This is a genomic window from Micromonospora sp. NPDC049497, assembly GCF_044465805.1.
Taxonomy (GTDB): Bacteria; Actinomycetota; Actinomycetes; order Mycobacteriales; family Micromonosporaceae; genus Micromonospora.
The window spans coordinates 79,352-105,841 of sequence record NZ_JBITMC010000001.1 but is presented as its reverse complement, the minus strand read 5'-3'; the positions used below and the strand labels follow the sequence as shown (position 1 = coordinate 105,841).

Annotated in this window: 24 protein-coding genes; 10 read left to right on the top strand and 14 right to left on the bottom strand. The window is 72.7% G+C overall.

Annotated elements, in window-relative coordinates:
* The 5 genes from tal (at nt 1) to pgl (ending at nt 6,541) form a co-directional block, all read left to right on the top strand.
* Complete coding sequence (gene tal, locus ACIBR0_RS00430; protein ID WP_396711796.1) at nt 1–1,182, top strand: transaldolase; 1,182 nt, start codon at nt 1–3, stop codon at nt 1,180–1,182.
* Nucleotides 1,179–2,828 carry a glucose-6-phosphate isomerase gene (locus ACIBR0_RS00425; protein ID WP_396711794.1) on the top strand — a complete coding sequence of 550 codons (1,650 nt, stop codon included), beginning with the start codon at nt 1,179–1,181 and terminating at the stop codon, nt 2,826–2,828. Before tal ends, ACIBR0_RS00425 begins: the two co-directional genes overlap by 4 nt.
* A gap of 2 nt (nt 2,829–2,830) precedes the next feature.
* Entirely contained in the window at nt 2,831–4,381 is a 1,551-nt protein-coding gene (gene zwf / locus ACIBR0_RS00420; RefSeq protein ID WP_396712430.1) for a glucose-6-phosphate dehydrogenase, read from the top strand.
* 151 nt (nt 4,382–4,532) lie between these two features.
* A complete protein-coding gene (locus tag ACIBR0_RS00415) occupies nt 4,533–5,549 on the top strand; it encodes a glucose-6-phosphate dehydrogenase assembly protein OpcA (protein WP_396711792.1) in 1,017 nt (338 codons plus the stop codon).
* Nucleotides 5,550–5,770: 221 nt separating this feature from the next.
* Nucleotides 5,771–6,541, top strand: coding sequence for a 6-phosphogluconolactonase (pgl, locus tag ACIBR0_RS00410; protein WP_396711791.1), 771 nt, complete (start codon nt 5,771–5,773; stop codon nt 6,539–6,541).
* An 85-nt stretch (nt 6,542–6,626) separates the two neighbouring features.
* Here pgl and ACIBR0_RS00405 read toward each other — a convergent pair whose 3' ends face one another.
* The 8 genes from ACIBR0_RS00405 to rapZ all read right to left on the bottom strand — a co-directional run bounded on the left by ACIBR0_RS00405 (nt 6,627) and on the right by rapZ (nt 13,684).
* Nucleotides 6,627–6,974: an RNA polymerase-binding protein RbpA gene (locus ACIBR0_RS00405; RefSeq protein WP_396711789.1), complete on the bottom strand. Its 348-nt coding sequence runs from the start codon at nt 6,972–6,974 to the stop codon at nt 6,627–6,629.
* Between the two features lie 146 nt (nt 6,975–7,120).
* Entirely contained in the window at nt 7,121–7,375 is a 255-nt protein-coding gene (gene secG / locus ACIBR0_RS00400; RefSeq protein ID WP_357030020.1) for a preprotein translocase subunit SecG, read from the bottom strand.
* 96 nt (nt 7,376–7,471) lie between these two features.
* Nucleotides 7,472–8,263, bottom strand: coding sequence for a triose-phosphate isomerase (tpiA, locus tag ACIBR0_RS00395; protein WP_357030018.1), 792 nt, complete (start codon nt 8,261–8,263; stop codon nt 7,472–7,474).
* A complete protein-coding gene (locus ACIBR0_RS00390; protein ID WP_396711786.1) occupies nt 8,264–9,463 on the bottom strand; it encodes a phosphoglycerate kinase in 1,200 nt (399 codons plus the stop codon).
* A complete protein-coding gene (gap, locus tag ACIBR0_RS00385; protein WP_396711784.1) occupies nt 9,460–10,464 on the bottom strand; it encodes a type I glyceraldehyde-3-phosphate dehydrogenase in 1,005 nt (334 codons plus the stop codon). Before gap ends, ACIBR0_RS00390 begins: the two co-directional genes overlap by 4 nt.
* 317 nt (nt 10,465–10,781) lie before the next feature.
* Nucleotides 10,782–11,762 (bottom strand): DNA-binding protein WhiA, encoded by a 981-nt coding sequence (gene whiA / locus ACIBR0_RS00380; RefSeq protein ID WP_030337350.1) that lies wholly within the window; start codon nt 11,760–11,762, stop codon nt 10,782–10,784.
* A gap of 54 nt (nt 11,763–11,816) precedes the next feature.
* Nucleotides 11,817–12,797 (bottom strand): uridine diphosphate-N-acetylglucosamine-binding protein YvcK, encoded by a 981-nt coding sequence (gene yvcK / locus ACIBR0_RS00375; RefSeq protein ID WP_396711783.1) that lies wholly within the window; start codon nt 12,795–12,797, stop codon nt 11,817–11,819.
* A complete protein-coding gene (gene rapZ, locus ACIBR0_RS00370) occupies nt 12,794–13,684 on the bottom strand; it encodes an RNase adapter RapZ (RefSeq protein ID WP_357030040.1) in 891 nt (296 codons plus the stop codon). The genes yvcK and rapZ overlap by 4 nt, the downstream gene beginning before the upstream one ends.
* 222 nt (nt 13,685–13,906) lie before the next feature.
* Between rapZ and recQ the strand changes: the two genes are divergently transcribed.
* Nucleotides 13,907–15,742: a DNA helicase RecQ gene (gene recQ / locus ACIBR0_RS00365; protein ID WP_396711781.1), complete on the top strand. Its 1,836-nt coding sequence runs from the start codon at nt 13,907–13,909 to the stop codon at nt 15,740–15,742.
* 157 nt (nt 15,743–15,899) lie between these two features.
* Here the strand turns inward: recQ and uvrC are convergent, their stop codons facing one another.
* The 4 genes from uvrC to rsgA form a co-directional block, all read right to left on the bottom strand.
* Entirely contained in the window at nt 15,900–17,870 is a 1,971-nt protein-coding gene (gene uvrC, locus ACIBR0_RS00360; protein WP_396711779.1) for an excinuclease ABC subunit UvrC, read from the bottom strand.
* A 182-nt stretch (nt 17,871–18,052) separates the two neighbouring features.
* Nucleotides 18,053–18,523: a Rieske (2Fe-2S) protein gene (locus ACIBR0_RS00355; RefSeq protein WP_396711777.1), complete on the bottom strand. Its 471-nt coding sequence runs from the start codon at nt 18,521–18,523 to the stop codon at nt 18,053–18,055.
* 193 nt (nt 18,524–18,716) lie between these two features.
* On the bottom strand, nt 18,717–21,659 hold the full coding sequence (gene uvrA, locus ACIBR0_RS00350; RefSeq protein WP_396711775.1) for an excinuclease ABC subunit UvrA: 2,943 nt from the start codon (nt 21,657–21,659) through the stop codon (nt 18,717–18,719).
* Nucleotides 21,660–21,853: 194 nt separating this feature from the next.
* Nucleotides 21,854–22,933, bottom strand: coding sequence for a ribosome small subunit-dependent GTPase A (gene rsgA / locus ACIBR0_RS00345; RefSeq protein ID WP_396711773.1), 1,080 nt, complete (start codon nt 22,931–22,933; stop codon nt 21,854–21,856).
* A 24-nt stretch (nt 22,934–22,957) separates the two neighbouring features.
* Between rsgA and ACIBR0_RS00340 the strand changes: the two genes are divergently transcribed.
* From ACIBR0_RS00340 to ACIBR0_RS00330, 3 genes are read left to right on the top strand one after another with little or no spacing between them, the layout of a single operon-like run.
* Nucleotides 22,958–23,122 carry a hypothetical protein gene (locus ACIBR0_RS00340; RefSeq protein WP_396711771.1) on the top strand — a complete coding sequence of 55 codons (165 nt, stop codon included), beginning with the start codon at nt 22,958–22,960 and terminating at the stop codon, nt 23,120–23,122.
* 9 nt (nt 23,123–23,131) lie between these two features.
* Nucleotides 23,132–23,848 carry a maleylpyruvate isomerase family mycothiol-dependent enzyme gene (locus ACIBR0_RS00335; protein ID WP_396711769.1) on the top strand — a complete coding sequence of 239 codons (717 nt, stop codon included), beginning with the start codon at nt 23,132–23,134 and terminating at the stop codon, nt 23,846–23,848.
* Nucleotides 23,849–23,856: 8 nt separating this feature from the next.
* Nucleotides 23,857–24,510 (top strand): MBL fold metallo-hydrolase, encoded by a 654-nt coding sequence (locus tag ACIBR0_RS00330; RefSeq protein ID WP_396711767.1) that lies wholly within the window; start codon nt 23,857–23,859, stop codon nt 24,508–24,510.
* Nucleotides 24,511–24,567: 57 nt separating this feature from the next.
* Here ACIBR0_RS00330 and ACIBR0_RS00325 read toward each other — a convergent pair whose 3' ends face one another.
* Together ACIBR0_RS00325 and ACIBR0_RS00320 are read right to left on the bottom strand one after the other, a co-directional pair.
* Nucleotides 24,568–25,182 carry a DedA family protein gene (locus tag ACIBR0_RS00325; protein WP_396711766.1) on the bottom strand — a complete coding sequence of 205 codons (615 nt, stop codon included), beginning with the start codon at nt 25,180–25,182 and terminating at the stop codon, nt 24,568–24,570.
* Between the two features lie 71 nt (nt 25,183–25,253).
* Nucleotides 25,254–25,970, bottom strand: coding sequence for a class I SAM-dependent methyltransferase (locus ACIBR0_RS00320; protein WP_396711764.1), 717 nt, complete (start codon nt 25,968–25,970; stop codon nt 25,254–25,256).
* 174 nt (nt 25,971–26,144) lie between these two features.
* Here ACIBR0_RS00320 and ACIBR0_RS00315 point away from each other — a divergent pair, with 174 nt between their 5' ends.
* A complete protein-coding gene (locus ACIBR0_RS00315; protein ID WP_120724359.1) occupies nt 26,145–26,348 on the top strand; it encodes a cold-shock protein in 204 nt (67 codons plus the stop codon).
* Nucleotides 26,349–26,490: the final 142 nt, after the last annotated feature.

Below are 26,490 nucleotides of genomic sequence, written 5' to 3'. Positions count from 1 at the left end.
ATGACAACGGACAGGCTGAGCGAGCTCACCGCCGCAGGTGTGGCGCTGTGGCTCGATGATCTTTCCCGGGTGCGGCTGAGCTCCGGCGGGCTGGACCAGCTCCGCCGGGAGAAGCACATCGTCGGGGTGACCACGAACCCGACAATCTTCGCGAAGGCGCTGAGCGACGCCGACGAGTACGACTGGCAGCTGCGCGACCTGGCCACCCGCGGGTTGGAGGTCGAGGAGGCCGTACGCATGCTCACCACGTACGACGTGCGGTGGGCGTGCGACGTGATGCGCCCGTCGCACGACGCCAGCGCGGGTGTCGACGGCCGGGTCTCGATCGAGGTCGACCCGCGCCTGGCCCACGAGACGGAGAAGACCGTCGCGGAGGCCAAGGCGCTCTGGTGGCTGGTCGACCGGCCGAACCTCTTCATCAAGATCCCGGCCACCGAGGCGGGCCTGCCGGCGATCACCGCGACCCTGGCCGAGGGGATCAGCGTCAACGTGACCCTGATCTTCGGCCTGGACCGGTACTCGCAGGTGATGGAGGCGTTCCTCGCCGGCCTGGAGCAGGCGAAGGCCAACGGCCACGACCTGTCCAAGATCGGCTCGGTGGCGTCGTTCTTCGTCTCCCGCGTCGACTCCGAGGTCGACAAGAGGCTGGAGAAGATCGGCTCCAGCGAGGCCAAGGCGCTGCGCGGCAAGGCCGCCGTGGCCAACGCCAGGCTGGCGTACGAGCGCTACGGCAAGGTCTTCTCCTCCGACCGCTGGCAGGCCCTCGCCGACGCCGGTGCGCACCCGCAGCGGCCGCTGTGGGCGTCCACCTCGACGAAGAACCCGGACTACCGGGACGTGATCTACGTCGAGGAGCTGATCGCCCCCGGCACCGTCAACACCATGCCGGAATCGGTCATCCACGCGTACGCCGACCACGGCGAGACGAACGGCGACACCGTCACCGGCGCGTACGACGACGCCCGGAAGGTCTTCCGCGACCTGGAGTCGGTCGGCGTGGACATGGCCGACGTGATCGGCGTGCTGGAGCGCGAGGGCGTGGAGAAGTTCGAGGCGAGCTGGCTGGAGCTGCTCGACGGCGTCGGCAAGTCGCTCGCCGCCGCGGGCGCCGGCACCGGGCACCCGGGCGACGCCGCGAAGGGCAACGCCGAGGCCGCGCAGCGGGCGGGGGGTAACGCATGAGCGACCTGCTCGCGGGGGCCGTCGAGGCGGCCGCCGGGCTCGCCGTGTACGGGGCGGACGCGGTCGACAAGTCCGCGCCCGCCTCCACCCGCGACGCGCTGGTCTCCGCCGGTGTGCCGGCGAAGCTGGCCGACAAGGACCCGACCCTGTGGGGCCCGGACGCCGAGGCCGAAGCGAAGATCCGGCTCGGCTGGGTGGACACCCACCGCCGCAGCCTGGAGCTGCTCCCCCAGCTCGCCGAGCTGAAGGCGGAGCTGGGCGACCTGGACCACGTGGTCCTCGCCGGCATGGGCGGTTCGTCGCTGGCCCCCGAGGTCATCGCGCGCACCCTCGGCAAGGACCTCACCGTGCTGGACACCACCGACCCGGGCCAGGTCCGGGCGGCGCTGGCCGACCGGCTGGAGCGCACCGTGGTCGTGGTGGCCAGCAAGTCCGGCTCCACCGTGGAGACCGACAGCCACCGTCGCGCGTACTGGCAGGCGTTCCTGGACGCCGGGATGACCGAGGCGGAGGCCGGCCGGCACTTCGTCATCGTCACCGACCCGGGTTCGCCGCTGGAGGCCACCGCCGCCGAGATGGGCGCGTTCACCGTGCTCGCCGACCCGAACGTGGGCGGGCGCTACTCGGCGCTGACCGCGTTCGGGCTGGTCCCGTCCGCGCTGGCCGGCGTCGAGGTCGCCGAGCTGCTGGACCAGGCCGAGGAGCTGTCACGCTCGCTCGGGGGCGACCGCGAGAACCCGGGTCTGGCGCTCGGGGCGGCGCTCGGCGCCGCGGCCACCATGGGTCGCGACAAGATCGCGCTGGTCTCCGACGGCACCGGTGTCGAGGGTCTCGGCGACTGGGCCGAGCAGCTGATCGCCGAGTCCACCGGCAAGGCCGGCGTGGGCATCCTGCCGGTGGTGGTCGAGTCACCGCAGAGCCCCGGAGCCACCGGCGACGACGTGCTCACCGTCACCTACGGCGGTGCGCTGGCCGTCGGGGACGTGCCCGGCGGCGGCGCGAGCCCGGACGTGGCGGTCAACGGCCCGCTCGGCGCCCAGTTCCTGACCTGGGAGTACGCCACGGCGATCGCCGGTGTGGTGCTGGGCATCGACCCGTTCAACCAGCCCAACGTCACCGAGTCCAAGGAGAACACCAACAAGATCCTCGCCTCGGGCCCGCCGGCGGAGAAGCCGTCGTTCACCGAGGGCGCGATCGAGGTGTACGCGCCGCAGGGCTCGCCGGGTGACCTGGCCGGCGTGCTGCGCTGGCTGGTCGACGCGCTCGGCGACGACGGCTACCTCGCCGTCATGGCGTACCTGGACCGGTTCGCCGACGCGGACGCGGCCCGGCTGCGTCCGGCGCTGGCCGGTGCCGCCGGCCGTCCGGTGACGTTCGGCTGGGGGCCGCGTTTCCTGCACTCCACCGGCCAGTACCACAAGGGCGGCCCGCAGGTGGGCAGCTACCTCCAGCTCACCGGCGCGGTGACGGAGGACCTGCCGGTGCCCGGTAGGGCGTACACCTTCGGTGAGCTGCAGGCCGCGCAGGCCGCCGGCGACCGGCAGGCCCTGGCCGGCCGGGAGCGTCCGCTGGTGCGCCTGCACCTGACCGACCGGTCGGCGGGCGTGGCCCAGCTGCTGGATGCGGTCGGAGCGCTGCGCACGTGACGATGACGAACGTGGACGATGCGGAGCGAGGAGGCGGCGTGAACCCGCTACGCGACCCGCAGGACCGGCGGCTGCCGAGGATCCCGGAGCCCTGCGCCCTGGTGATCTTCGGCGTCACCGGTGACCTGGCCCGCAAGAAGCTGCTGCCGGCCGTGTACGACCTGGCGAACCGGGGGCTGCTGCCACCGGGCTTCGTCGTCCTCGGCTTCGCCCGCCGGGACTGGGGCGACGGCGACTTCGAGTCCCTCGCCCACGAGGCGGCCAAGCAGCACGCCCGCACGCCCTGGCGGGAGGAGGTGTGGGCGCGGCTCGCCGGCAACATCAAGTTCGTCGGTGGCTCGTTCGACGACGACGCCGCGTTCGACCAGCTCGCCGCCACGCTCGACGAGCTGCGCCAGACGCACGGCATCCCCGGTAACGCCGCCTTCTACTTCTCGATCCCCCCGGCCGCGTTCCCGGTCGTGCTCAAGCAGCTCGCCCGCACCGGCATGGCCGACAACGCCAAGTCCGGCGGCTGGCGCCGGGTCGTGGTGGAGAAGCCGTTCGGCAACGACCTGCCCTCGGCGAAGGCGCTCAACGACCTGGTCGACGACGTCTTCACCCGCGAGGACGTCTTCCGGATCGACCACTACCTGGGCAAGGAGACGGTCCAGAACATCCTCGCCCTGCGGTTCGCCAACAACCTGTTCGAACCGCTGTGGAACTCCAAGTACGTCGACTCGGTGCAGATCACCATGGCCGAGGACGTGGGCATCGGCAGCCGCGCCGGGTTCTACGACTCGGCCGGCGCCGCCCGTGACGTCGTCCAGAACCACCTGCTCCAGCTGCTGGCGCTGGTGGCGATGGAGGAGCCGACCAGCTTCGACGCGGACGAGATCCGCACCGAGAAGCTCAAGGTGCTCCGGGCGATCACGCTGCCGCGCAACGTCGCCGAGGGCACCGTCCGCGGCCAGTACCTGCCCGGCTGGGTGGGTGGGCAGCGCGCCGTCGGCTACCTGGACGAGGAGGGCGTGCCCGCCGACTCCACCACCGAGACGTACGTGGCGGTCCGGCTCGGCATCCAGAACCGCCGCTGGGCGGAGGTGCCGTTCTACATCCGGGCCGGCAAGCGGCTGCCCCGGCGGGTCACCGAGGTCGCCATCATCTTCAAGAAGGCGCCGCACCTGCCGTTCAACGCGGCCGACATGGAGTCGCTGGGCAACAACCAGCTCGTCATCCGGGTCCAGCCGGACGAGGGCGTGGTGCTCAAGTTCGGCTCGAAGGTGCCCGGCACCACCATGGAGGTCCGGGACATCGCGATGGACTTCCAGTACGGCGAGGCGTTCACCGAGTCCAGCCCGGAGGCGTACGAACGCCTGGTCCTGGACGTGCTGATCGGTGACCGCACCCTCTTCCCCGACGCCGCCGAGGTCGAGCAGAGCTGGCAGGTCGTGGACCCGCTGGAGCAGGCGTGGGCGGACACGAAGCCGGAGCCGTACCGGGCCGGCGAGTGGGGCCCCCGGGCGGCGGACGAGATGCTGGCACGCGAGGGCCGGGCGTGGCGGCGGGCGTGAGCGCGAGGAGTGAGCCGGTTCTGCGAGCCCCGCAGTCGCGAACGGAAGGAAATGCCGTGAGCGCGAGGAGTGAGCCGGTTCTGCGAGCCCCGCAGTCGCGAACGGAAGGACGTGCTGTGAGCGAGCGCACCGAGCGAACCAGGAGGCTGCCGTGATCGGACTGTGGGACACCACCGGCAACGAGGTGGTCAAGGCGCTCGCCGCCGAACGGCGCAGCGCCGGCGGGGTCGCCAGCGGGATGGCGCTCACCCTGATCGTGGTGGTGGACGAGAAGCGCGTCCGCGAGGCGGAGGCGGCGGCGACCATCGCCGCCGCCGCGCACCCGTGCCGCCTGCTGGTGGTGGTCCGCTCCGACGTCGAGCGGGACCGCAACCGGCTGGACGCGGAGATCGTCGTCGGCGGCCGGCTCGGGCCGTGCGAGGCCGTGGTCACCCGGATGTACGGGCGGCTGGCCCTGCACGCCGAGTCGGTGGTGATGCCGCTGCTGGTTCCGGACGTCCCCGTGGTGACCTGGTGGCACGGCGAGCCGCCGGCCGAGATCGCCACGGACTTCCTGGGCGTGGTGGCCGACCGCCGGATCACCGACGCCGGTCAGGCCGCCGACCCGATCCGGGCGCTGCACCAGCGGGCCCGGGACTACGCCCCCGGCGACACCGACCTCGCGTGGACCCGGATCACCCTGTGGCGCACCCTCGTCGCGGGTGCCTTCGACACCACCGAGGCGCGGGTCACCGAGGCGACCGTGGTCGCACCGCGGACCGACCCGACGGCCGCGCTGATGAGCGGCTGGCTGGCCAGCCGGCTCGGCATCAGCCCGCAGTGGGAGCACACCGACGAGCACCCCCGGATGCGGGAGGTGCAGCTGCGCTGCGCCAACGGCGACGAGCTGACGCTGACCCGGGACGACAGCATGGCGGTCTTCCGGCGTACCGGCCAGGAGGACCGCAGGCTGCCGCTGGTCCGCCGGCCGCTCGGCGACGAACTGGCCGAGGAGCTGCGCCGGCTCGACGCCGACCAGGTGTACGCGGAGGCGCTGGGCGCCACGGTGGAGCTGACCGGCCTGGACCAGCGTCCGGCCCAGCGGGTGCACGTCTGGAAGGATCCCTCGGAGGCGCAGCGGGCGGAGGCGGGAGTCACCGCGCACGCGGGCACGAGTGCGGGGCACTGACCGCCCCCGGCGGTTCACGGCACCTGCGGAACACCGGCCACCGGCCGGAGAAACGAAGGCACAAGAATGAGCGAGCGGAGCGAGCGAATCATCAGGCTCAGCCCGATGGTGCCTCATGACGGCACTGCTCACGGTCCGGCCCTCGGCCGAGGCCGTACGGACCGCGCGCGAGACACCGACGCGGCCGATGCCCGGACCGTTCGGCCCAGCGGAGTGCCGGCATGAGCGAGGCGAGTGTCGCCGTCCATGCCGACGCCGACCTGCTGGCCCAGGCGGTGGCGGCCCGGTTGCTGGTCAAGGTCCTCGACGCGCAGGCCGAGCGGGGCCAGGCGTCGGTGGTGCTGACCGGAGGGCGGATCGCCGCCGCCGTCTACCGGGCGGTGGCGGCCCTGCCCGCCCGGGACGCGGTGGACTGGTCCCGGGTCGACGTGTGGTGGGGTGACGAACGGTTCCTGCCCGCCGGCGACCCGGAGCGCAACGAGACGCAGGCCCGGGCGGCGCTGCTGGACGCGGTGCCGCTGGACCCGGCGCGGATCCACCCCATGCCGGCGTCCGACGGCCCGGCCGGTAACGACCCGGAGGAGGCCGCCGCCCGGTACGCGGCGGAGCTGGCCGGGGCGGCCCGCCCGGGCACGGCGCTCCTCCCCCACTTCGACGTGCTGATGCTCGGCGTCGGGGAGGACGGGCATGTGGCCTCGGTGTTCCCCGAGCACCCGGTGCACTACGAGAGCCGCCCGGTGAGCGCGGTGCGGGGCAGCCCGAAGCCGCCGCCGGTGCGGACCACGCTCACCCTCCCGGCGATCAACACCGCCGAGGAGGTCTGGCTGGTGGCCAGCGGTGCGGACAAGTCCCGGGCGGTCGGCATGGCCCTCGCCGGCGCGGGCGCGGTCCAGCTGCCCGCGGCCGGGGTGCAGGGCACCAGCCGTACGCTCTGGTTGTTGGACCGGGCCGCCGCGGCCGACGTGCCGACCCGCCTACGCAGCCTCCGCTGAGGTGTAAGGAAGGGCCCCCGCTTAACGCCTGGTGCATAGGAAGGGTCCCCGGTTAACGTCGCGCGTGAACAGGGGGCCCTTCCTTTCACTCGGGGCGTCCCCGGCGGCGGCGCAGCGCGGCGAGGGCCTCCGCGAGGATCGCCTCCCCCTCCTCCTCGGTACGCCGCTCCTTCACGTACGCCAGGTGGGTCTTGTAGGGCTCGGGCCGGGCGCGACCGGGCGGGTTCTGCGCGTCCCGGCCGGCGGGGAGGCCGCAGCGCGGGCAGTCCCAGACGTCCGGCGGTGACGCCTCCGCGGCCATCCGGATCTCGACGCGGTGGTCGTTGCGGCACCAGTAGGTGACCGCCCGGCACGGGGCCGGCTCGTAACGCTCGGTGGGACGGTCGGGGGTCGACCCGATCCGGGTGCCGCGGATGACGTTGCCGTTCGACACGGCTGCTCGCTCCTGTCGTCGGGAGGGGGAACCGCCGCCGGATCAGGATCAGGTGGCGACGGGCGACGCGGTGCAGCGGGTGAAACGGCCGCGCGCGGCCCGTCGGGTGACGGACCGCGCGCGGATGGTGCGACTCGGCGGACTGCTCAGGAGCCGATCTGCAGGCGTAGCCAGAGCCCCAGCCCGACGATGCAGGCGAACCAGACGATGCCCACCAGGACCGTGTAACGGTCGAGGTTCTTCTCCGCGACCGACGACCCGGCGAGGCTGGAGCTGACGCCGCCGCCGAACATGCTCGACATCCCACCACCCTTACCGCGGTGGAGCAGGATCAGCATGGTGAGCAGGACGCTCGTGATGACCAGCAACACGATCAACGTGTATGCGAACCAGATCGGCATGGCTGGGGTCAGTTCCTCTCGTTACGGTCCTCGCCCGGTCAGATCGGGCACGGCGGCACCGACCGGCGGACGGGCGGAGTCAAGGATAGCGAGCGATCAGCGGGCCGTGTGCTCCGGGAACCGGCAGATCTTCGCGAACTCCTCGGCATCCAGGCTCGCCCCGCCCACCAGGGCGCCGTCCACGTCCGGCTTGGCCATGATGGCGGCGACGTTGGAGGACTTCACCGAGCCGCCGTAGAGGATGCGGACGGCGTCGGCGGTGCCCTGGCCGAAGCTCTCGGCCAGGCGCTTGCGCACCTCGCCGCAGACCTCCTGGGCGTCCTCCGGCGTGGCCGTCTTGCCCGTGCCGATCGCCCAGACCGGCTCGTACGCGACGACGACCCTGGTGACGTCCTCCGCGGAGAGCCCCTTCAGGGCCCCGTCGAGCTGGTCGCTGCAGTGCGCCACGTGGGTGCCCTGCTCACGAATGTCCAGCCCCTCGCCCACGCAGAGGATCGGGGTGAGCCCGTGGGCCAGCGCCGCCTTGACCTTGGCGTTGACGACCACGTCGTCCTCGTCGTGGTACGCCCGCCGCTCCGAGTGGCCGACCACGACGTACGTGCAGCCCAGCTTCGCCAGCATTCCGCCCGAGATGTCCCCGGTGTAGGCGCCGGAGGCGTGGGGCGACAGATCCTGCGCGCCGTACCCGAGCAGCAGCTTGTCGCCGTCCACGGCGGTCTGCACCGTCCGGAGGTCGGTGAACGGCGGCAGGACCACCGTCTCGACCTCGGTGAGCTGCTTCTCGGTGAGGCTCGCCGCCAGCTTCTGCACCAGCAGGTTGGCCTCGAGGTGGTTCAGGTTCATCTTCCAGTTGCCGGCCATCAGCGGCCGGCGGGTGGTGCTCGCCATTCAGTTCTCCAGAGCCGCGATGCCGGGGAGGGTCTTGCCCTCCAGGTACTCCAGGGAGGCGCCACCGCCGGTGGAGATGTGATCGAAGTTCGACTCGTCCAGCCCCAGGGCGCGGACCGCCGCGGCGGAGTCACCGCCGCCGACGACGGTGAACGCGTCGGCCTTGGCGATCGCCTCGGCCACCCCCCGGGTGCCGTGCGCGAACGCCTCCATCTCGAACACGCCCATCGGGCCGTTCCAGAAGATGGTCCGCGCGCCCTTCAGCGCGGCGGCGAACCCGGCGACGGTCTCCGGGCCGATGTCCAGGCCCACCCGCTTGCTGGGGATGCCGTCGGCCCGCACGGTGTCGTGCGCGGCGTCCGGGGCGAAAGCGTCCGCGGCCACCACGTCGACCGGGAGCATGATCTTGCCCTCGGAGCGCTCCAGCAGGTTGCGGCAGGTCTGGACCATCTCCTCCTCCAGGAGCGAGGAGCCCACCTCGTGGCCCTGCGCCTTGAGGAAGGTGAAGCACATGCCGCCGCCGATGAGCAGCCGGTCGACCTTCGGCAGCAGCGCCTCGATGACCGCCAGCTTGTCGGAGACCTTCGAGCCACCGAGCACCACCACGTACGGGTGCTCCGGCTCGCCGGCCAGCTTGGAGAGCACCTCCACCTCGCGCAGCACCAGCCGGCCCGCGACGTGCGGCAGCCGCGCCGGCACGTCGTGGACGCTGGCGTGCCTGCGGTGCACCGCACCGAAGGCGTCGTCGACGTACGCGTCGCCGAAGGCGGCGAGCTGGTCGGCGAAGGCGCCCCGCTCGGCGTCGTCCTTGCTGGTCTCCCCCTTGTTGAAGCGGAGGTTCTCCAGCAGGGCGACCTGGCCGTCGGCCAGGCCCTCCACGGTGGACCGCGCCGAGTCACCGACGGTGTCCTCGGCGAAGTGCACCGGCGCTCCGAGCAGCTCGCCGAGCCGCCCGGCGACCGGACGGAGGCTGAACTGCGGGTCCGGCGCGCCCTTCGGACGGCCCAGGTGCGAGAAGACGACCACCTTCGCGCCGGCGGAGACCAGCGCCTTCAGCGTCGGCAGCACGGCCCGGATGCGGCCGTCGTCCGTGATCGCTCCGGTCTGCTTGTCGAGTGGGACGTTCAGGTCGGCGCGCACCAGCACGCGCCGACCCGACACCCCCTCGCCGAGCAGGTCGTCGAGGGTACGGATGCTCACAGCGACTGACCCACCAGCTTGACCAGGTCGACCAGGCGGTTCGAGTAGCCCCACTCGTTGTCGTACCAGCCGACGACCTTGACCTGGTTGCCGACGACCTTGGTCAGCGGCGCGTCGAAGACGCACGACGCCGGGTCGGTCACGATGTCGGCGGACACGATCGGGTCGTCGTTGTAGGTCAGGAAGCCCTTGAGCGGGCCCTCGGCGGCGGCCTTCATCGCGGCGTTGACCTCGTCCACCGTGGTCTCACGGTTGACGTTGACGGTCAGGTCGGTGGCAGAGCCGGTCGGGATCGGCACGCGCAGCGCGTAACCGTCCAGCTTGCCCTTCAGGTCCGGAAGCACCAGGCCGATCGCCTTCGCGGCGCCGGTCGAGGTCGGCACGATGTTCAGCGCGGCGGCCCGGGCGCGACGCAGGTCCTTGTGCGGCGCGTCCTGCAGGTTCTGGTCCTGGGTGTACGCGTGGATGGTCGTCATCAGGCCGTGCTGGATGCCGAACGTGTCGTGCAGGACCTTCGCCATCGGAGCGAGGCAGTTGGTCGTGCAGGACGCGTTCGAGATGATGGTGTGCTTGGCCGGGTCGTACTGGTCGTGGTTGACGCCCATGACGACCGTGACGTCCTCGTTCTTCGCCGGGGCGGAGATGATGACCTTCTTGGCCCCGCCGTCGACGTGCGCCTTCGCCTTGGTGGCGTCGGTGAAGAAACCGGTGGACTCGATGACCACGTCCGCGCCGACCTCACCCCACGGCAGCGCCGCCGGGTCCTTCTCGGCGTACGCCTTGATGGTCTTGCCGCCGACGGTGATCTCGTCGGCGGTGGCCTTCACCTCGTGCGGGAGGCGGCCCAGGATGCTGTCGTACTTGAGCAGGTGGGCGAGCGTCGCGTTGTCGGTCAGGTCGTTGACCGCCACGACCTCGATGTCCGCGCCGGACGCCAGTACGGCCCGGAAGAAGTTACGGCCGATGCGGCCGAAGCCGTTGATGCCAACCCGGATGGTCACAGGTCCCATCTCCTCGCGTTCTGGTCCGCCGGCATAAGACCCGGGCCGGCGGAGGTGTGTGCGCCGACCGTTGGAGCCGGCCGTTGACGATTCATCTCGGCCACCCCGCCGCGGTCTCGAAGGACCTGACCGCCCGAGGCGGTGAGCACGGCGAGGATGCCTGTGCCGGCCTCCTTGCCGTACGTCGTGACCTTAGCCGAGCGCACGGCACCACGCCGCGCCGGGGCAAGATCCGGTTCGCGTCGCGGGACGCCGCGGCACGGTGGAGGACGCGCGCTCGTCGCGCTCGCTCGGGTCCTCCGGCCGCCACCGTCCTATCAGACCACGAGCATGTCGGGCGTGACGGCCGCTTCCGTATCCGGGATCCCCAGGTCCCGGGCCCGCTTGTCGGCCAGCGCCAGCAACCGGCGGATCCGGCCGGCGATGGCGTCCTTGGTCAGCGGCGGGTCGGCGAGGGCGCCCAGCTCCTCCAGGGACGCCTGCCGGTGCTCCAGGCGCAGCCGGCCCGCGTCGGTCAGGTGGTTCGGCGCCTCGTCGGCGAGGATCTCCAGCGCCCGGGTGACCCGGGCGGCGGCGGCCACCGCGGCCCGCGCCGACCGGCGCAGGTTGGCGTCGTCGAAGTTCGCCAGCCGGTTGGCGGTCGCCCGCACCTCGCGCCGCACCCGGCGCTCCTCCCACGCCAGCACGCTGGAGTGCGCGCCGATGCGGGTGAGCAGCGCGGCGATCGCGTCGCCGTCCTTGACCACCACCCGGTCCACGCCGCGCACCTCACGGTTCTTCGCGGTGATGCCGATCCGGCGGGCCGCGCCGACCAGGGCGAGCGCGGACTCCGGGCCGGGGCAGGTGATCTCCAGGGCGCTGGACCGGCCCGGCTCGGTCAGCGAGCCGTGCGCCATGAACGCGCCCCGCCACGCCGACACCGCGCAGCAGACGTTCGCGGCGACGACGTGCGGCGGCAGCCCGCGCACCGGCCGGCCCCGGACGTCGAGCAGACCGGTCTGCCGGGCGAGCGCCTCGCCGTCCTTGACCACCCGGACGATGAAGTGGCTGCCCTTGCGCAGCCCGCCCGAGGCCAGTACGTGGATCTCGCTGGGGTAGCCGTAGACCTCCGCGATCTCCCGGCGCAGCCGTCGGGCCACCGCCCCCGTGTCCAGCTCCGCCTCGACCACCACACGGCCGGAGACGATGTGCAGCCCGCCGGCGAAGCGCAGCAGAGCCGCCATCTCCGCCCGTCGGCAGCATGGCTTGGGCACGTCGACCCGGCTCAGCTCGTCCTTGACCGCCGCCGTCATCGCCATTGTGCGTCCCCTCACGGACCGGTTCCGGCGTGTCGCCGGAGATTACGTACGTGTCTAACGATCGGCACCCAGGACCGGCACCAGTGCGGCGCCGAGGGCGGCGGGATCATGACGGGGAGTGCCGTCGGTGACCGCGACGGGGGCGAGGACCAGCCGGGCACCCAGCGATTCTGCCGCACGTTCGACCGGTTCGGGGTCACCGACCGCCTTCGAATCCGCCAGGACGTAGTCGGCTTTCAGCTCCGGCAGGTACCAGCGCAGCGCCGCCAGGTGGTCGGCCACCGAGAGGCCCAGGGTCTCCTTCTCGGCGGCGAGGTTCAGCGTGACCAGCCGGCGGGCCGGACTGGCCACGATCGCCGCGGCCAACTCCGGCACCAGCAGGTGCGGCAGGACACTCGTGTACCAGCTCCCCGGCCCGAAGATCAGCCAGTCGGCCGTCCCGATCGCCTCGACCGCCTGCGGGCAGGCCGTCGGCGCGTCCGGATTCAGCCGCAGCGACTCCACCCGGCCCGTGGTCACCGCCACCTGGTGCTGGCCGGTGACCGTACGGACCTCGTCCGGCCGGTCCGGGTCGGCACCCCGCACCCGGGCCTCGATCCCCACCGGTTGACAGGACATGGGCAGCACCCGGCCGACCGTGCCCAGCATCGCGCCGGCGTGCTCCAGGGCGGCCACCGGGTCGCCGAGCAGCTCCATGAGGCCGCAGAGCACCAGGTTGCCGACCGCGTGCCCGGTCAGGCCGTCGGTGGCGCCGCGCCCGTTCACCGCCGGCTCCACGAACCGGTGCTGGAACAGGCCGGCGCTGCGCCGGGTCTGCGGGTGGTCGCCGGCGAGCGCCACGAGCGCCTGGCGCAGGTCGCCGGGGGGCAGGCCGCCCCGCTCGGCGCGCAGCCGGCCGCTGGAACCGCCGTCGTCACCGACCGTGACGACCGCCGTGATGTCCAGGTCGACCTCCGGCGCGCAGCGCCGCAGCGCGCGCAGCGAGGCGGAGAGACCGTGCCCTCCGCCGAAGGCGACCACCCTCCGCGCCGTCATTCCCGCCCCAGGTCCCGGTGGTGGGCGCTCGCGGCCAGGCCGGACCGGCGCAGCCGGTCGGCCAGTTCCTCGGCGATGGCGACGCTGCGGTGCTTGCCACCGGTGCAGCCGACCGCGACGGTCAGGTACCGCTTGCCCTCCCGCTCGAAGCCGGTGGTGGTGGCGTTGACCAGGTCGGCGTACGACCCCACGAACGCCTCCGCGCCCTCCTGACCCAGCACGTACGAGCTGACCGCCTCCTCCCGCCCGGTGTGCTCCCGCAGTTCGGGCACCCAGTACGGGTTGGGCAGGAAGCGGGCGTCGAGCACGAAGTCGGCGTCCGGCGGCAGGCCGTACTTGAAGCCGAACGACAGCACGGTCACCCGCAGCCGGCGGGCGTCCTCGCCGCCGAACAGCTCCTCCACCCGCCGGCGCAGCTGGTTCACGTTGAGCTGGCTGGTGTCGATGATCACGTCGGCCTGGTCACGGGCCTCCTCCAGCAGGCCGCGCTCGACGGCGATGCCGTCGGCCAGCCGCCCGTCGCCCTGCAACGGGTGCGACCGCCGGACGCTCTCGAACCGGCGGATGAGCACCTCGTCGTCGGCGTCGACGAACACCACCCGGGGCGAGAAGCCGCGCTCCTTCAGCTCCCGGATGGCCCCGGCCAGGTCGGTGGAGAAGGCCCGCGAGCGGACGTCCAGCACCATCGCCGTACGCCGGGCCGCCCCGCCCGCCTTGTGGGCCAGCTCCGCCATGTCCAGCATGAGCGCCTGGGGCAGGTTGTCCACCACGTAGTACCCGACGTTCTCCAGGGCCCGGGCCACCGTGCTGCGGCCACCGCCGGACAGGCCGGTCACCACCACCAGGGTGGTGTCCCCCTCCGTCGGGGCCGGCTCCCCGCCGACGATGCCGTCATGGTCCTCGGCCGTACGCGCCTCGCTCACCCACTACCCCCAAGCCGTGGCGCCGCGACCGCTCCGGCCGCGCATGGTCAGTCAGCGACTCTAACGGCTCGGACCGGGGCCGGGATTCCACGGGTGACCGTCGGAACACCCGATCGTCCGGTTTCCCGCCCGGACGCGCCCGCCCGCCGGCACCGCCGTGTCGGGGTGGGTCACTAGAATCCGCGGATGACCTCCCCCACCGATGTGCGGATCTCCGAGGCCGAGCGGGTGCTGAGCCGGGTCTTCGGCTACGACGCCTTCCGCGGTTTCCAGCAGGAGGTCGTCGACCACGTGGTGGCCGGCGGGGACGCGCTGGTGCTGATGCCCACCGGTGGGGGCAAGTCGCTCTGCTACCAGATCCCGGCGCTGGTCCGCGACGGCGTGGCGGTGGTGGTCTCCCCGCTGATCGCCCTCATGCAGGACCAGGTCGACGCGCTGACCGCCGTCGGCGCACGGGCCGGCTTCCTCAACTCGACGCAGGACCTCACCGCCCGACGCGCGGTCGAGGCGTCCTTCCTCGCCGGCGAGCTGGACCTGCTCTACCTGGCCCCGGAGGCGCTGGCCAGCCGGGCCACCCTGCACCTGCTGGACCGGGGCTCGATCGCGCTCTTCGCCATCGATGAGGCCCACTGCGTGTCCCAGTGGGGTCACGACTTCCGGCCCGACTACCTCAACCTGTCGATGCTGCACGAGCGCTGGCCGGGCGTCCCCCGCATCGCGCTGACCGCCACCGCGACCAGCGCCACCCGCACCGAGATCGCCACCCGGCTGCGCCTCGACGACGCCCGGCACTTCGTGGCCAGCTTCGACCGGCCCAACATCCAGTACCGGATCGTGCCCAAGCGCGAGCCGCGCAAGCAGTTGCTCGCGCTGCTGCGCGACGAGCACCCCGGCGACGCGGGCATCATCTACTGCCTGTCCCGGGCCTCGGTGGAGAAGACCGCCGACTTCCTGGTGGCCAACGGCGTTCCCGCCCTGCCGTACCACGCCGGCCTGGACGCGGGCACCCGCGCCGCGAACCAGAAGCGTTTCCTCCGGGAGGACGGGCTGGTCATGGTCGCCACGATCGCGTTCGGTATGGGCATCGACAAGCCGGACGTCCGCTTCGTCGCGCACCTGGACCTGCCGAAGTCGGTCGAGGGCTACTACCAGGAGACCGGCCGGGCCGGCCGGGACGGCCTGCCCTCGACGGCCTGGCTGGCGTACGGCCTCCAGGACGTGGTGCAGCAACGCAAGATGATCGAGACGTCCGAGGGCGACCTGGCCCACCGGCGCAACCTCGCCGCCCACCTCGACGCCATGCTCGCGCTCTGCGAGACGGTCCGCTGCCGCCGGGCGCAGCTCCTGGAGTACTTCGGCGAGAAGGGCACCACCGCCTGCGGCAACTGCGACACCTGCCTCAACCCGCCGGAGTCCTGGGACGGCACGGTCGCGGCGCAGAAGCTGCTCTCCACGGTCTACCGGCTCGACCGGGAGCGCAACCAGCGCTTCGGCGCCGGGCAGTGCATCGACATCCTGCTCGGCCGCACCACCGAGAAGGTCACCCAGCACGGCCACGACGCGCTGACCGTCTTCGGTGTCGGCACCGACCTCAGCGAGGCCGAGTGGCGGGGCGTGGTCCGCCAACTGCTCGCCGAGGGCCTGCTGGCGGTCGAGGGCGACTACGGCACCCTGGTCCTCACCGACACCAGCGCCGAGGTGCTGGGCCGCCGACGCTCGGTCATGCTGCGTCGGGAACCGGAACGCCCCACGCGGTCGGCAAAGCCCCGGGGCGCGGCCACCGTGGTCGCGGAGCTGCCGCCGTCGGCCGCCGCCGTCTTCGAGCGGCTCCGCGCCTGGCGGGCGGCCAGCGCGAAGGAGCAGGGCGTCCCCGCCTACGTGATCTTCCACGACGCGACGCTGCGCCAGATCGCCACGGACGCGCCCACCTCGCTGGCCGAGCTGGCCCGGGTCAACGGCGTAGGCGAGAACAAGCTAGCCAGGTACGGCGACCAGATCCTCACGGTCCTCACCGAGGCCTGACCCGCCCCTCGCCACACCCGCCGCGTCGTTCCTCGCGGGCACCATCGGGGAAGGTGCTGTCTCCCGAGCGGCTGAGGCAGCACTTTCCCCGATGGTGCCGTCTCGCCGAGGGCGGGGGTGGGGGTGGGGGTGGGGGTGGGGGTGGGGGTGGGGGTGGTCAGTCGGTGGACGGGGTGGGGTCCAGGGCGGCCAGGACGGCCTCGGCGGTGCGCCGGCCGACACCCGGCACCTCGGTGATCTCCTCCACCGTCGCGGTGGAGAGCCGCTTGAGCGACCCGAAGTGCCGCAGCAGCGCCTTGCGCCGCACCTCACCCAGACCGGGCACCGTGTCCAGCGCCGACTCCGTCATGCGCTTGGAGCGCCGCTGCCGGTGGAAGGTGATGGCGAAGCGGTGCGCCTCGTCCCGGACGCGTTGCAGCAGGTAGAGGCCCTCGGAGGTGCGCGGGAGGATGACCGGGAACTCGTCGTCGGGCAGCCAGACCTCCTCCAGCCGCTTGGCCAGGCCGCAGAGGGCGACATCGTCGACGCCCAGGTCCGCGAGGGCCTGCGCCGCCGCCGCGACCTGGGGCGCACCACCGTCGACCACGACCAGCTGCGGCGGGTACGCGAACTTGCGCGGACGCCCGGTGGTCGGGTCGACCAGCGCCCCGACGCGCGGCTCGTCCTCGTCGGCCCGGCCGCCCGGCGCACCGGGGTCGTCGGCCGACTCCACGCCCACCTCACCGGTCTCGGACCGCGCGTCCAGATAGCGGGCGAACCGCCGGCGCAGCACCTCGGACATGGCGGAGAGGTCGTCGGTGGCGCCCCGGATGATGAAGCGCCGGTACTCGCTCCTGCGCGGCAGCCCGTCCTCGAAGACCACCATGCTGGCCACCACGTCGGTGCCCTGGATCTGCGAGATGTCGAAGCACTCGATGCGCAGCGGGGACGTCCGCATGTCGAGCGCCTCGTGGATCTCGTCGAGGGCCTTGCCGCGCGTGGTCAGGTCACCCGCCCGCTTCAGCTTGTGCCGGGTGAGGGCGTCCTTGGCGTTGCGCGTGACCGTCTCCAGCAGGCTCCGCTTGTCGCCGCGCTGCGGCACCCGCAGCGACACCCGGCTGCCCCGGTGGCTGGACAACCAGTCGGCGAGGGCGTCGGCGTCGGCGGGCAGCTCGGGCACCAGCAACTCCCGGGGCACGTCCGCCTCGCCGTGTTCCCCGCCGTAGACCTGGGTGCAGAAGTGGTGCACCAGGTCGCCGGTGGTCAGGTCCTCGGTCTTCTCGACCACCCAGCCCCGCTGGCCGCGGATCCGGCCGTCGCGGACGTGGAACACCTGGACGGCCGCTTCAAGCGGATCGTCGGCGAACGCGACCACGTCGGCGTCGGTGCCGTCACCGAGCACCACCGTCTGCTTCTCCATGGCGCGACGCAGCGCGGCCACGTCGTCGCGGAGCCGGGCGGCCCGCTCGAACTCCAACTGCTCGCTGGCCTCGGTCATCTCCCGTTCGAGCCGGCGCACCATCGTGTCGGTGCGACCGCCCATGAAGTCGCAGAAGCCCTCGACGATGCGCCGGTGCTCCTCCGCCGAGACCCTGCCCACGCAGGGCGCGGAGCACTTGCCGATGTCGCCCAGCAGGCAGGGGCGGCCGACCTGGCCGGCCCGCTTGAAGACCCCGGCGGAGCAGGTCCGCGCCGGGAAGACCCGCAGGAGCAGGTCGAGCGTGTCGCGGATCGCCCACGCGTGTGAGTACGGCCCGAAGTAGCGCACGCCCGTGCGCTTCGCGCCGCGCATCACCTGGAGGCGGGGGAACTCCTCGTCCACCGTCACCGCGAGGTAGGGGTAGGACTTGTCGTCGCGGTAGCGCACGTTGAAGCGCGGGTCGAACTCCTTGATCCAGGTGAACTCCTGCTGGAGGGCCTCGACCTCGGTCGCCACGGAGATCCAGTCCACCGACTCTGCCGTGAAGACCATCTGGCGGGTGCGCTGGTGCAGGTTGACCGGGTCGGCGAAGTAGGAGTTGAGCCGGCTGCGCAGGTTCTTCGCCTTGCCGACGTAGATGACCCGGCCGGTGCCGTCGCGGAAGCGGTAGACCCCCGGCGACTCCGGGATGGTGCCAGGCGCGGGACGGTAGGTCGAGGGGTCAGCCACGCCAGCAAGCGTAGTCCGCGCCCCCGACACTCCCCCGCGACCGACCGTGCCGCACCTCGGTGGCGGGACCGACCCGGGTTCATTGCCGGCGCGGTGTCCGCACAGCCGGGACACCCCGACATCAACGAACCCGGGTGGATCTTGCGAGAAGCCCGCGCCGGCCGGCGGTCAGGGGTAGGCGGTCAGGCCAGTGTGATCCGGTCTCCGTCGACCTTGACGTCCTTGGGGACCAGCGGCTTGGTGGCCGGGCCGGTCTTGACCGAGCCGTCCTCGATCGAGAACTTGCTGCCGTGGCAGGCGCAGTTGATCGTGCCCCCGTCGACGTTGGTCACCGGGCAGTTCTGGTGGGTGCAGATCGGGTCGAAGCCCTTGAACTGACCCGGGGTGGGTTGGGTGATCACCACGCCCTGGGCGGCGAAGACCGCTCCCCCGCCGACCGGGATGTCGGTGGTCCGGGCCAGGGACTGGGCACCCTCGCGGTCACCGCCACCGGCGTCGCCGGTGCTCGTGACCCCCGGGCCGCCGCTGGCCGGCGCCGATCCGTCGCCGCCGCAGGCGGCCAGGACCACCGCCGCACCGACGGCGCCCGCGCCGGCGAGCAACGCGCGGCGGGTCTGCGTGCCCGGTCCGGTCAGCACGTGGTCGTCACTCATGCCTCGCCTCTCTCTCGGCTGCCGCCATCCGTCATGATCGGTGGCCACACTCGGGTACACGCACCACTGTGCCCGACGGTTCAGCCGGTCGGCGGCCAACCGGGGCCTCCGAGGCGGACCGGACCCAGGACGAGCCGCCCCGCCCGGTCCGTCGCCGGTCCGGGCGGGCCGTCATGGGCCGGGCCACACACCGTCAGCGGGCGGCGACCGCCACCTTGCGGGGCGTACGCGCCTTCGCGCCGTTGGCCTTGGCCGCGCGGGAGGTGGCCGCGGCGGCGCCCTTCGGCTCGCCGTCGAGCTTGAGCACCTGGCGCAGGAACTCGCCGGTGTGGCTCTCGGCCACCTCGGCGACCTCCTCCGGGGTGCCGGTGGCGAGCACCGTCCCACCCCGGTGACCGCCCTCCGGACCCATGTCGATGATCCAGTCGGCGGTCTTGATGACGTCGAGGTTGTGCTCGATCGTGATCACGGTGTTGCCCTTGTCGACCAGGCCCTCCAGCACCATCAGCAGCTTGCGGATGTCCTCGAAGTGCAGGCCGGTGGTGGGCTCGTCGAGCACGTAGACGGTGCGGCCGGTGGAGCGCTTCTGCAGCTCGGAGGCGAGCTTGACCCGCTGCGCCTCACCGCCGGACAGGGTCGGCGCCGGCTGGCCGAGCCGGACGTAGCCGAGGCCGACGTCGACCAGCGTCTTCAGATGCCGGTGGATGGCCGGGATGGCCGAGAAGAACTCGGCGGCCTCCTCGATGGGCATCTCCAGCACGTCGGAGACGGTCTTGCCCTTGTAGTGGACCTCCAGGGTCTCCCGGTTGTAGCGGGCGCCCTTGCAGACCTCGCAGGGCACGTAGACGTCCGGGAGGAAGTTCATCTCGATCTTGATCGTGCCGTCGCCGGAGCACGCCTCGCAGCGGCCACCCTTGACGTTGAACGAGAACCGGCCGGGGCCGTACCCCCGGACCTTGGCCTCGGTGGTCTCCGCGAACAGCTTGCGGACGTGGTCCCAGACGCCGGTGTAGGTGGCCGGGTTGGAGCGGGGCGTACGACCGATCGGCGACTGGTCGACCCCGACGACCTTGTCCACGTGCTCCAGCCCGGAGACGCGGGTGTGCCGGCCGGGAACCAGCCGGGCACCGTTGATCTGGTTGGCCAGCACCGCGTACAGGATGTCGTTGACCAGCGTCGACTTGCCGGAGCCGCTGACCCCGGTCACCGCGATGAGCTGCCCGAGCGGGAACGACACGGTGAGGTTGCGCAGGTTGTGCTCCCGCGCCCCGTGCACCACCAGCTCGCGCTCCGGCGTGTGCGGACGGCGCTGCGGCGGCGTCGGGATCGCCCTGCGGCCGGACAGGTACGCCCCGGTCACCGACTCCGCGTTCTCCAGCAGGGCCGGCACGGAGCCGCTGTGCACGATGCGCCCGCCGTGCTCGCCGGCGCCCGGGCCGATGTCGACGATCCAGTCGGCCACCCGGATCGTGTCCTCGTCGTGTTCGACGACGATGAGGGTGTTGCCCAGACCGCGCAGGCGCAGCAGCGTCTCGATCAACCGGTGGTTGTCCCGCTGGTGCAGCCCGATCGAGGGCTCGTCGAGCACGTAGAGCACGCCGACCAGACCGGAGCCGATCTGGGTGGCGAGGCGGATGCGCTGCGCCTCGCCGCCGGAGAGGGTGCCGGCCGGCCGGTCCAGGGACAGGTAGTCCAGACCGACGTCGAGCAGGAACTTGAGACGGGCGTTGATCTCCTTGAGCACCCGCTCGGCGATCATCTTCTGCCGGTCGGTCAGCTCGATGCCGGCGAGCAGGTCGGCGGCCTCGCCGACGGACAGGTTGCAGACCTCGGCGATGCTCCGGCCGGCGAGGGTGACCGCGAGCACCTCGGGCTTGAGCCGGGCGCCGCCGCAGGCCGCGCAGGGCACGTCCCGCATGTAGCCCTCGTACTTCTCCCGCGACCACTCCGACTCGGTGTCGGAGTGCCGCCGCTCGATCCACTGCACCACGCCCTCGAAGCCGGTGTAGTAGGAGCGCTCGCGGCCGTACTTGTTGCGGTAGCGCACGTGCACCTGGTCACCGGAGCCGTGCAGGATCGTCTTCTGCGCCCGCGAGGGCAGCGCCCGCCACGGGGTGTCGATGTCGAAGTGCTCGGCCTCGCCGAGGGCCTCCAGCAGGCGGAGGAAGTATTCCAGGTTGTGGCCGGTCGACCAGGGCTGGATCGCCCCCTCGCGCAGGGTGCGCTCGGGGTCGGGGACGATCAGCTCCGCGTCGACCTCCTTCTTGGTGCCCAGGCCGGTGCACTCCGGGCAGGCGCCGTAGGGCGCGTTGAAGGAGAAGACCCGGGGCTCCAGGTCCTCTATGGCGAGCGGGTGGTCGTTGGGGCACGCGAGGTGCTCGGAGTAGCGCCGCTCCCGCTCGGGGTGGTCCTCGGCGAGGTCGACGAAGTCGAGCAGGACGAGGCCGCCGGAGAGCCCGAGCGCGGCCTCGACCGAGTCGGTCAGCCGCTGCTTCGCGCTGGCCTTGACGCTGAGCCGGTCGATCACCACCTCGATGGTGTGCTTCTCCTGCTTCTTGAGCTTCGGCGGCTCGGTCAGCGGGTGCACCACGCCGTCGACCCGGGCACGGGCGTAGCCCTTGGCCTGGAGCTCGGCGAACAGGTCGACGTACTCGCCCTTGCGGCCCCGGACGACCGGGGCGAGCACCATGAACTTCGTGCCCTCGGTCATCGCCAGGACCCGGTCGACGATCTGCTGCGGGCTCTGCTTGGAGATCTTCTCGCCGCAGACCGGGCAGTGCGGCTCGCCGATCCGGGCGAAGAGCAGCCGGAGGTAGTCGTAGACCTCCGTGATGGTGCCCACCGTCGAGCGCGGGTTGCGCGAGGTGGACTTCTGGTCGATGGAGACCGCCGGGCTGAGGCCCTCGATGAAGTCGACGTCCGGCTTGTCCATCTGGCCGAGGAACTGCCGGGCGTACGACGACAGCGACTCGACGTACCGCCGCTGCCCCTCGGCGAAGATCGTGTCGAAGGCCAGGCTCGACTTGCCCGACCCGGAGAGCCCGGTGAAGACGATCAGGGCGTCCCGGGGCAGGTCGAGACTGACGTCACGCAGGTTGTGCTCGCGCGCGCCACGGATGATCAGTCGGTCGGCCACTGTCCGTGTACTCCCGGGTGAAGAAGATTGAGGAGGATCTGTCCGCTCCGGGCGGGTCTGCGCCGTTCCCGAGCGGTCGTGCGGGCGCGGAGAATGCGCCTCGGCAACTCTAGCCCCGAGGTACGACACTTTTCCGCGCCCGCACATTCCCCCAGCTCAGCCCGCTGTCGTGGGGCACCGGACCGGTCGACTGCTCAGAATCCCCCGGAAGTCGGCGGCGCCGCCGGACGGACTGTCCGTCGCCGGCCGCCACGCCACCCGCCCCGCCGCTCGGCGGCCAGCCGGGTCTCCCGGCGGCGGCTCTCGTAGGCCACCTCGCGCTGCAACCGGCGCCAGCTCTCCCAGCGCCGGTGCGACAGCTCCCCGTGGTCCAGGGCGTCCCGCACCGCGCAGGCCGGTTCCCCGTCGTGCCCGCAGTCGGCGTACCGGCATCCGGTGGCGAGTTCGGCGATGTCGGCGAAGGCCCGGTCCAGACCGGCCGAGCCGTCGAGCAGGCCGACCGCCCGTACGCCCGGGGTGTCCAGCACCGCTCCCCCGCCCGGCACCGCGACGAGGGCGCGGAAGGTGGTGGTGTGGCGTCCCTTGCCGTCGACCCGGCGGATCGCCTGCGTGGGCATGACCAGCGCGCCCGCCAGCGCGTTGACCAGGCTCGACTTGCCGGCCCCGGACGGACCGAGCAGCCCCAGGGTGCGGCCCGGCGCGACCAGCGCGCGCAGCGGGTCCAGCCCGGTGCCGCACTCGGCGCTGACCGGCAGCACCGGCACGCCGGGGGCGACGGCGGCCACCTGGCGGGCGACCGCGTCCGGGTCAGCCGCGAGGTCGGACTTGGTGAGCACGACCAGCGGCTGGGCGCCGGACTCGTGGGCGAGCGACAGCAGGCGCTCGATCCGGCCGATGTCCGGCTCGGGGTGCACCGGCTCCACCACCGCGGCGGTGTCGAGGTTCGCGGCCAGCACCTGGCCGCTGGCGTCCTTGCCGGCGGTACGGCGGATCAGCGCGGTCCGGCGGGGCAGCACGGCCTCGACGGTCACCCGCTCGTCCGGCCACGTGCCGACGAGCACCCAGTCCCCGGCGCACGGCAGGCGGGTCGCGTCGCGGGCGGCGGCGGCCAGCACCGCGCCGCCGACGGTGGCCCGGACCGGGCCGGACGCGCAGAGCACGGTGCAGACGCCCCGGTCGACGCGGGCCACGCGGCCCGGGCGGTGGTCGGCGCGACGGAGGTGGTGCTCCGCCCGGTCGGCGTCCCAGCCGAGGGCGGTCAGATCAACGGTCATGGCATCCTCATCGAGGTCGTCGGTGTGTGGTCCACGCGTGCCGCCGCCGGCATGTCCACCACCTCCTCCGCCTCCGGTGCCGCGTACGCCATCGACGGTAGGGCCGACGACGACGCGCCGAAAGCGATTTCCGGTGGCGGCGGCCCCGCGCGGAGATTCCCCGGCGACTCCGGGGTCCGGGACGACTAGGGTCGAGGAGTGACCACCGATCCGCTCCTGCTGACCGGCGAGGTGGCCGACGCCACCGCGCGCCTGCTGCGGACCGCCGCCAGCTTCGACGACGCCGACCTGGCCGCCGCGTCGCTGCTGCCCGGCTGGACCCGGGGGCACGTGCTGGCCCACGTGGCCCGCAACGCCGATGGGTTCGTCAACCTGCTCACCTCGGCCCGCACCGGCCGTACCGTGCCGATGTACGCCAGCGCGGCGGCACGCGACGCCGACATCGAGACCGGCGCGCCCCGGCCGCCCGCCGCGCACCTGGACGACCTGCGGCGCTCGGCGGACCGCTTCACCGAGGCGGTGGCCGCGATGCCCGTCGAGGCCTGGGGCGCCCAGGTGCAGACCCGCCGCGGGCCCTGGCCGGCCGCGATGCTGGTCTGGGGGCGGTTGCGCGAGCTGGAGGTGCACCACGTCGACCTGGCCGCCGGCTACCGGCCGGCGGACTGGCCGGAGACGTTCGGGCACCGACTGCTGCACGAGGTCGCCAGCGGTCTCGCCGCACGCCCCGACGCGCCCCCGATGGTGCTGCGCTTCGACGGCAGCCGGCACGAGCTGGTGATCGGTGACCGGGCGCAGGCGCCCACGGTCACCGGTGCCGCACCGGAGCTCGCGTCGTGGCTGATCGGTCGCAGTCCCGGCACCGTGCTGGCCGTCACCCCCGACGGTCCCCTGCCCGACCCACCGGAATGGATATAGACATCCCCATGACCTACAGCGGAGACGTGACGCCCGGCGGTGCGCCGGCGGTACGCGAGCTCGACCGGCTCACCATCACCAAGATCTCGGTGGGCCCGATGGACAACAACGCCTACCTGCTGCACTGCCGGTCCACCGGCGAGCAGGTGCTCATCGACGCGGCCAACGAGGCGCCCCGCCTGCTGGACCTGGTCGGCGACGGCGGGCTGGCCACGGTGGTCACCACCCACCAGCACATGGACCACTGGGTGGCGCTGGAGGAGGTCGTCGCCAAGACCGGCGCCCGGCCGCTGGTGCACGCCGACGACGCCGCCGGCCTGCCGATCGAGGTGGAGACCCTCGCCGACGGCGACACCGTGCCGGTGGGTGACTGCACGCTGGAGGTCATCCACATCAGGGGCCACACGCCCGGTTCGATCGCCCTGCTCCACCGCGACCCGGCCGGCACGCCCCACCTCTTCACCGGCGACAGCCTCTTCCCGGGTGGCGTCGGCAACACCGACAAGGACCCGGAGCGGTTCGCCGCGCTGATCGACGACGTGGAGCACAAGCTCTTCGACCGGCTGCCCGACGAGACCTGGTTCTACCCGGGTCACGGCAGGGACAGCACCCTCGGGGCGGAGCGCGCCTCCCTGCCGCAGTGGCGGGCCCGGGGCTGGTGAGCCGGCGCGGCGCCGGGCGGTCGACCCGCCCGGCGCCGTCCTCCGTCCCCCCGACCGTCAGCGGACCTCGGTCACCGCCCGCAACCGGCGCCGCGTCCCCATCAGCACGACACCGGCGAGCAGCAGGCCGACCGCCATGGTGAACAGCATCGGGCTGACCTCGCCGGGCAGCAGCCCGGCGAGGGACCGCGACGCGGTGCCCAGCACCAGGTAGAGACCGGCCCAGGCCGCCGCGCCCCCCGTCGCGCAGGCGAGGAACCGCCGGTACGACATCCGCAGCCCGCCCGCGGCCAGCGGCAACAGCGCGTTGAACACCGGCAGGAACGGCGCCACCAGCACCATCCGGCCGCCACCGCGCTGCAGGATCCCCTCCGCCGCCGTCCACCGCGCCTCGCCGATCCACTCACCGACCCGGCTGTGCCGCAGACGCTCACCCCAGCGGCGGCCGACCAGGAAGCTCAGCGACCAGCCGGCCAGGCAGCCGGCGACGACTGCGGTGAAAGTGGCCGCGCCGGTGGCCGCACCACCCACACCCACCGCGGCCAGGATCGCCACGTCGCCGGGAACCAGCACGCCGAGCAGCGGTACGGCGTCGAAGAGCATGACCACCCCGAGCACCGCCATCAGCAGTACGAGGGGAAGTTCTCCGACCTGTGCCAGCGCGTCCACCATGACTCGTACGCTATGGCCGGCCGGGCCCCACCCACATCCGGTCGCATCCCCCACCGTCCCCTGGTCGCGGACTAGGGGTGGTCCCTGAGGAGAACCGGCTCGGGCCGCAGGACCTGCACCCGGCGCAGCGGCGTGTCGACGGCCGGCTCGGTGGTGGGGACCGGGTAGTCGGCCACCACCGCCAGCCCGTCCGACGGCAGGTGTCCCCGCCCGGGATCGCCGACCAGCACGTCGGCTCCACCGGCGGCGACCCGGCGCAGGAAGGGCAGCATGCGCTCGGCCATCACCCGGCTGTAGAGCACGTCCCCCGCGACCACCAGGTCGACCCCGACCGGCTCGGAGTCGAGCAGGTCGCCGCCGCGTGCGGTGACCCGGACGTCGTTGGCCCGGGCGTTGACGGTGACGGCGGCGACCGCGTACGGGTCGATGTCGTTGGCGACGACCTGCTCGGCGCCGGCCAGCGCGGCGGCGATCGCGACCAGACCCGACCCGGCGGCCAGGTCGAGCACGCGACGGCCGGCCACCAGCTCCGGGTGGTCGAGCAGGTGCCGGGCGAGAGCCTGGCCGCCCGCCCAGACGGAGGCCCAGAACGGCGGAGGCAGGCGTCTTCCGGCGTGCGCCTCCATCCGGGCCCACCACAGGATCGCGTCCTCGGCGAGGTGCAGCCGGACCTCGGGGACGAACGGAGTCGGCACCAGGTGGAGCCGGTCCAGACCGGCGCCGGGCATGCCGATCTCCCGCTCCAGGTCGGCCAGCGCGGCCGCGGCACCCCTCACCGGGGCAAGCATGCCCCAGTCAGCCGGCCGTCACGGCACATTCCCGCCGCGCCACCCCGAGAGTTCACTCCACCGCCTACGGCACTTCGGCCGGCAGATCGGGGTTTGGACGGTTACTGTCGGGGTGGTATCAGGGCGATCATCGGCCGCGGGGCCGAGGTCACCCGTTTTGAACAGGGAGAGAGCATGGCAACCGGCACGGTCAAGTGGTTCAACGCGGAAAAGGGCTTCGGCTTCATCGAGCAGGACGGCGGAGGTCCGGACGTCTTCGTCCACTACTCGGCCATCTCGATGAGCGGCTACCGGGAGCTCAACGAGGGGCAGAAGGTCGAGTTCGAGGTGACCCAGGGTCAGAAGGGTCCGCAGGCGGACAACGTACGCGCCGCGTGACCCGTGCCGGTGGCGGCGGCCGGTGTCCGGCCGCCGCCGCTGGGCATTCCTACCGGAGCGGCTCCGCTTCGGGTGGCGCCCCGGCCGCCAACGCGGCCGGCGGGATGGTGCCGTCGTTGAGCAGCCCTCGCTGATCTACCGT

Bases quoted from the DNA above. Each gene is read 5' to 3' on its own strand.
- tal (WP_396711796.1), top strand. From the start codon at position 1: ATGACAACGGACAGGCTGAGCGAGCTCACCGCCGCAGGTGTGGCGCTG.
- ACIBR0_RS00425 (WP_396711794.1), top strand. From the start codon at position 1,179: ATGAGCGACCTGCTCGCGGGGGCCGTCGAGGCGGCCGCCGGGCTCGCC.
- zwf (WP_396712430.1), top strand. From the start codon at position 2,831: ATGACGAACGTGGACGATGCGGAGCGAGGAGGCGGCGTGAACCCGCTA.
- pgl (WP_396711791.1), top strand. From the start codon at position 5,771: ATGAGCGAGGCGAGTGTCGCCGTCCATGCCGACGCCGACCTGCTGGCC.
- secG (WP_357030020.1), bottom strand. From the start codon at position 7,375: ATGCCGATCTGGTTCGCATACACGTTGATCGTGTTGCTGGTCATCACG.
- tpiA (WP_357030018.1), bottom strand. From the start codon at position 8,263: ATGGCGAGCACCACCCGCCGGCCGCTGATGGCCGGCAACTGGAAGATG.
- whiA (WP_030337350.1), bottom strand. From the start codon at position 11,762: ATGGCGATGACGGCGGCGGTCAAGGACGAGCTGAGCCGGGTCGACGTG.
- yvcK (WP_396711783.1), bottom strand. From the start codon at position 12,797: ATGACGGCGCGGAGGGTGGTCGCCTTCGGCGGAGGGCACGGTCTCTCC.
- recQ (WP_396711781.1), top strand. From the start codon at position 13,907: ATGACCTCCCCCACCGATGTGCGGATCTCCGAGGCCGAGCGGGTGCTG.
- ACIBR0_RS00355 (WP_396711777.1), bottom strand. From the start codon at position 18,523: ATGAGTGACGACCACGTGCTGACCGGACCGGGCACGCAGACCCGCCGC.
- rsgA (WP_396711773.1), bottom strand. From the start codon at position 22,933: ATGACCGTTGATCTGACCGCCCTCGGCTGGGACGCCGACCGGGCGGAG.
- ACIBR0_RS00330 (WP_396711767.1), top strand. From the start codon at position 23,857: ATGACCTACAGCGGAGACGTGACGCCCGGCGGTGCGCCGGCGGTACGC.
- ACIBR0_RS00325 (WP_396711766.1), bottom strand. From the start codon at position 25,182: ATGGTGGACGCGCTGGCACAGGTCGGAGAACTTCCCCTCGTACTGCTG.
- ACIBR0_RS00320 (WP_396711764.1), bottom strand. From the start codon at position 25,970: ATGCTTGCCCCGGTGAGGGGTGCCGCGGCCGCGCTGGCCGACCTGGAG.
- ACIBR0_RS00315 (WP_120724359.1), top strand. From the start codon at position 26,145: ATGGCAACCGGCACGGTCAAGTGGTTCAACGCGGAAAAGGGCTTCGGC.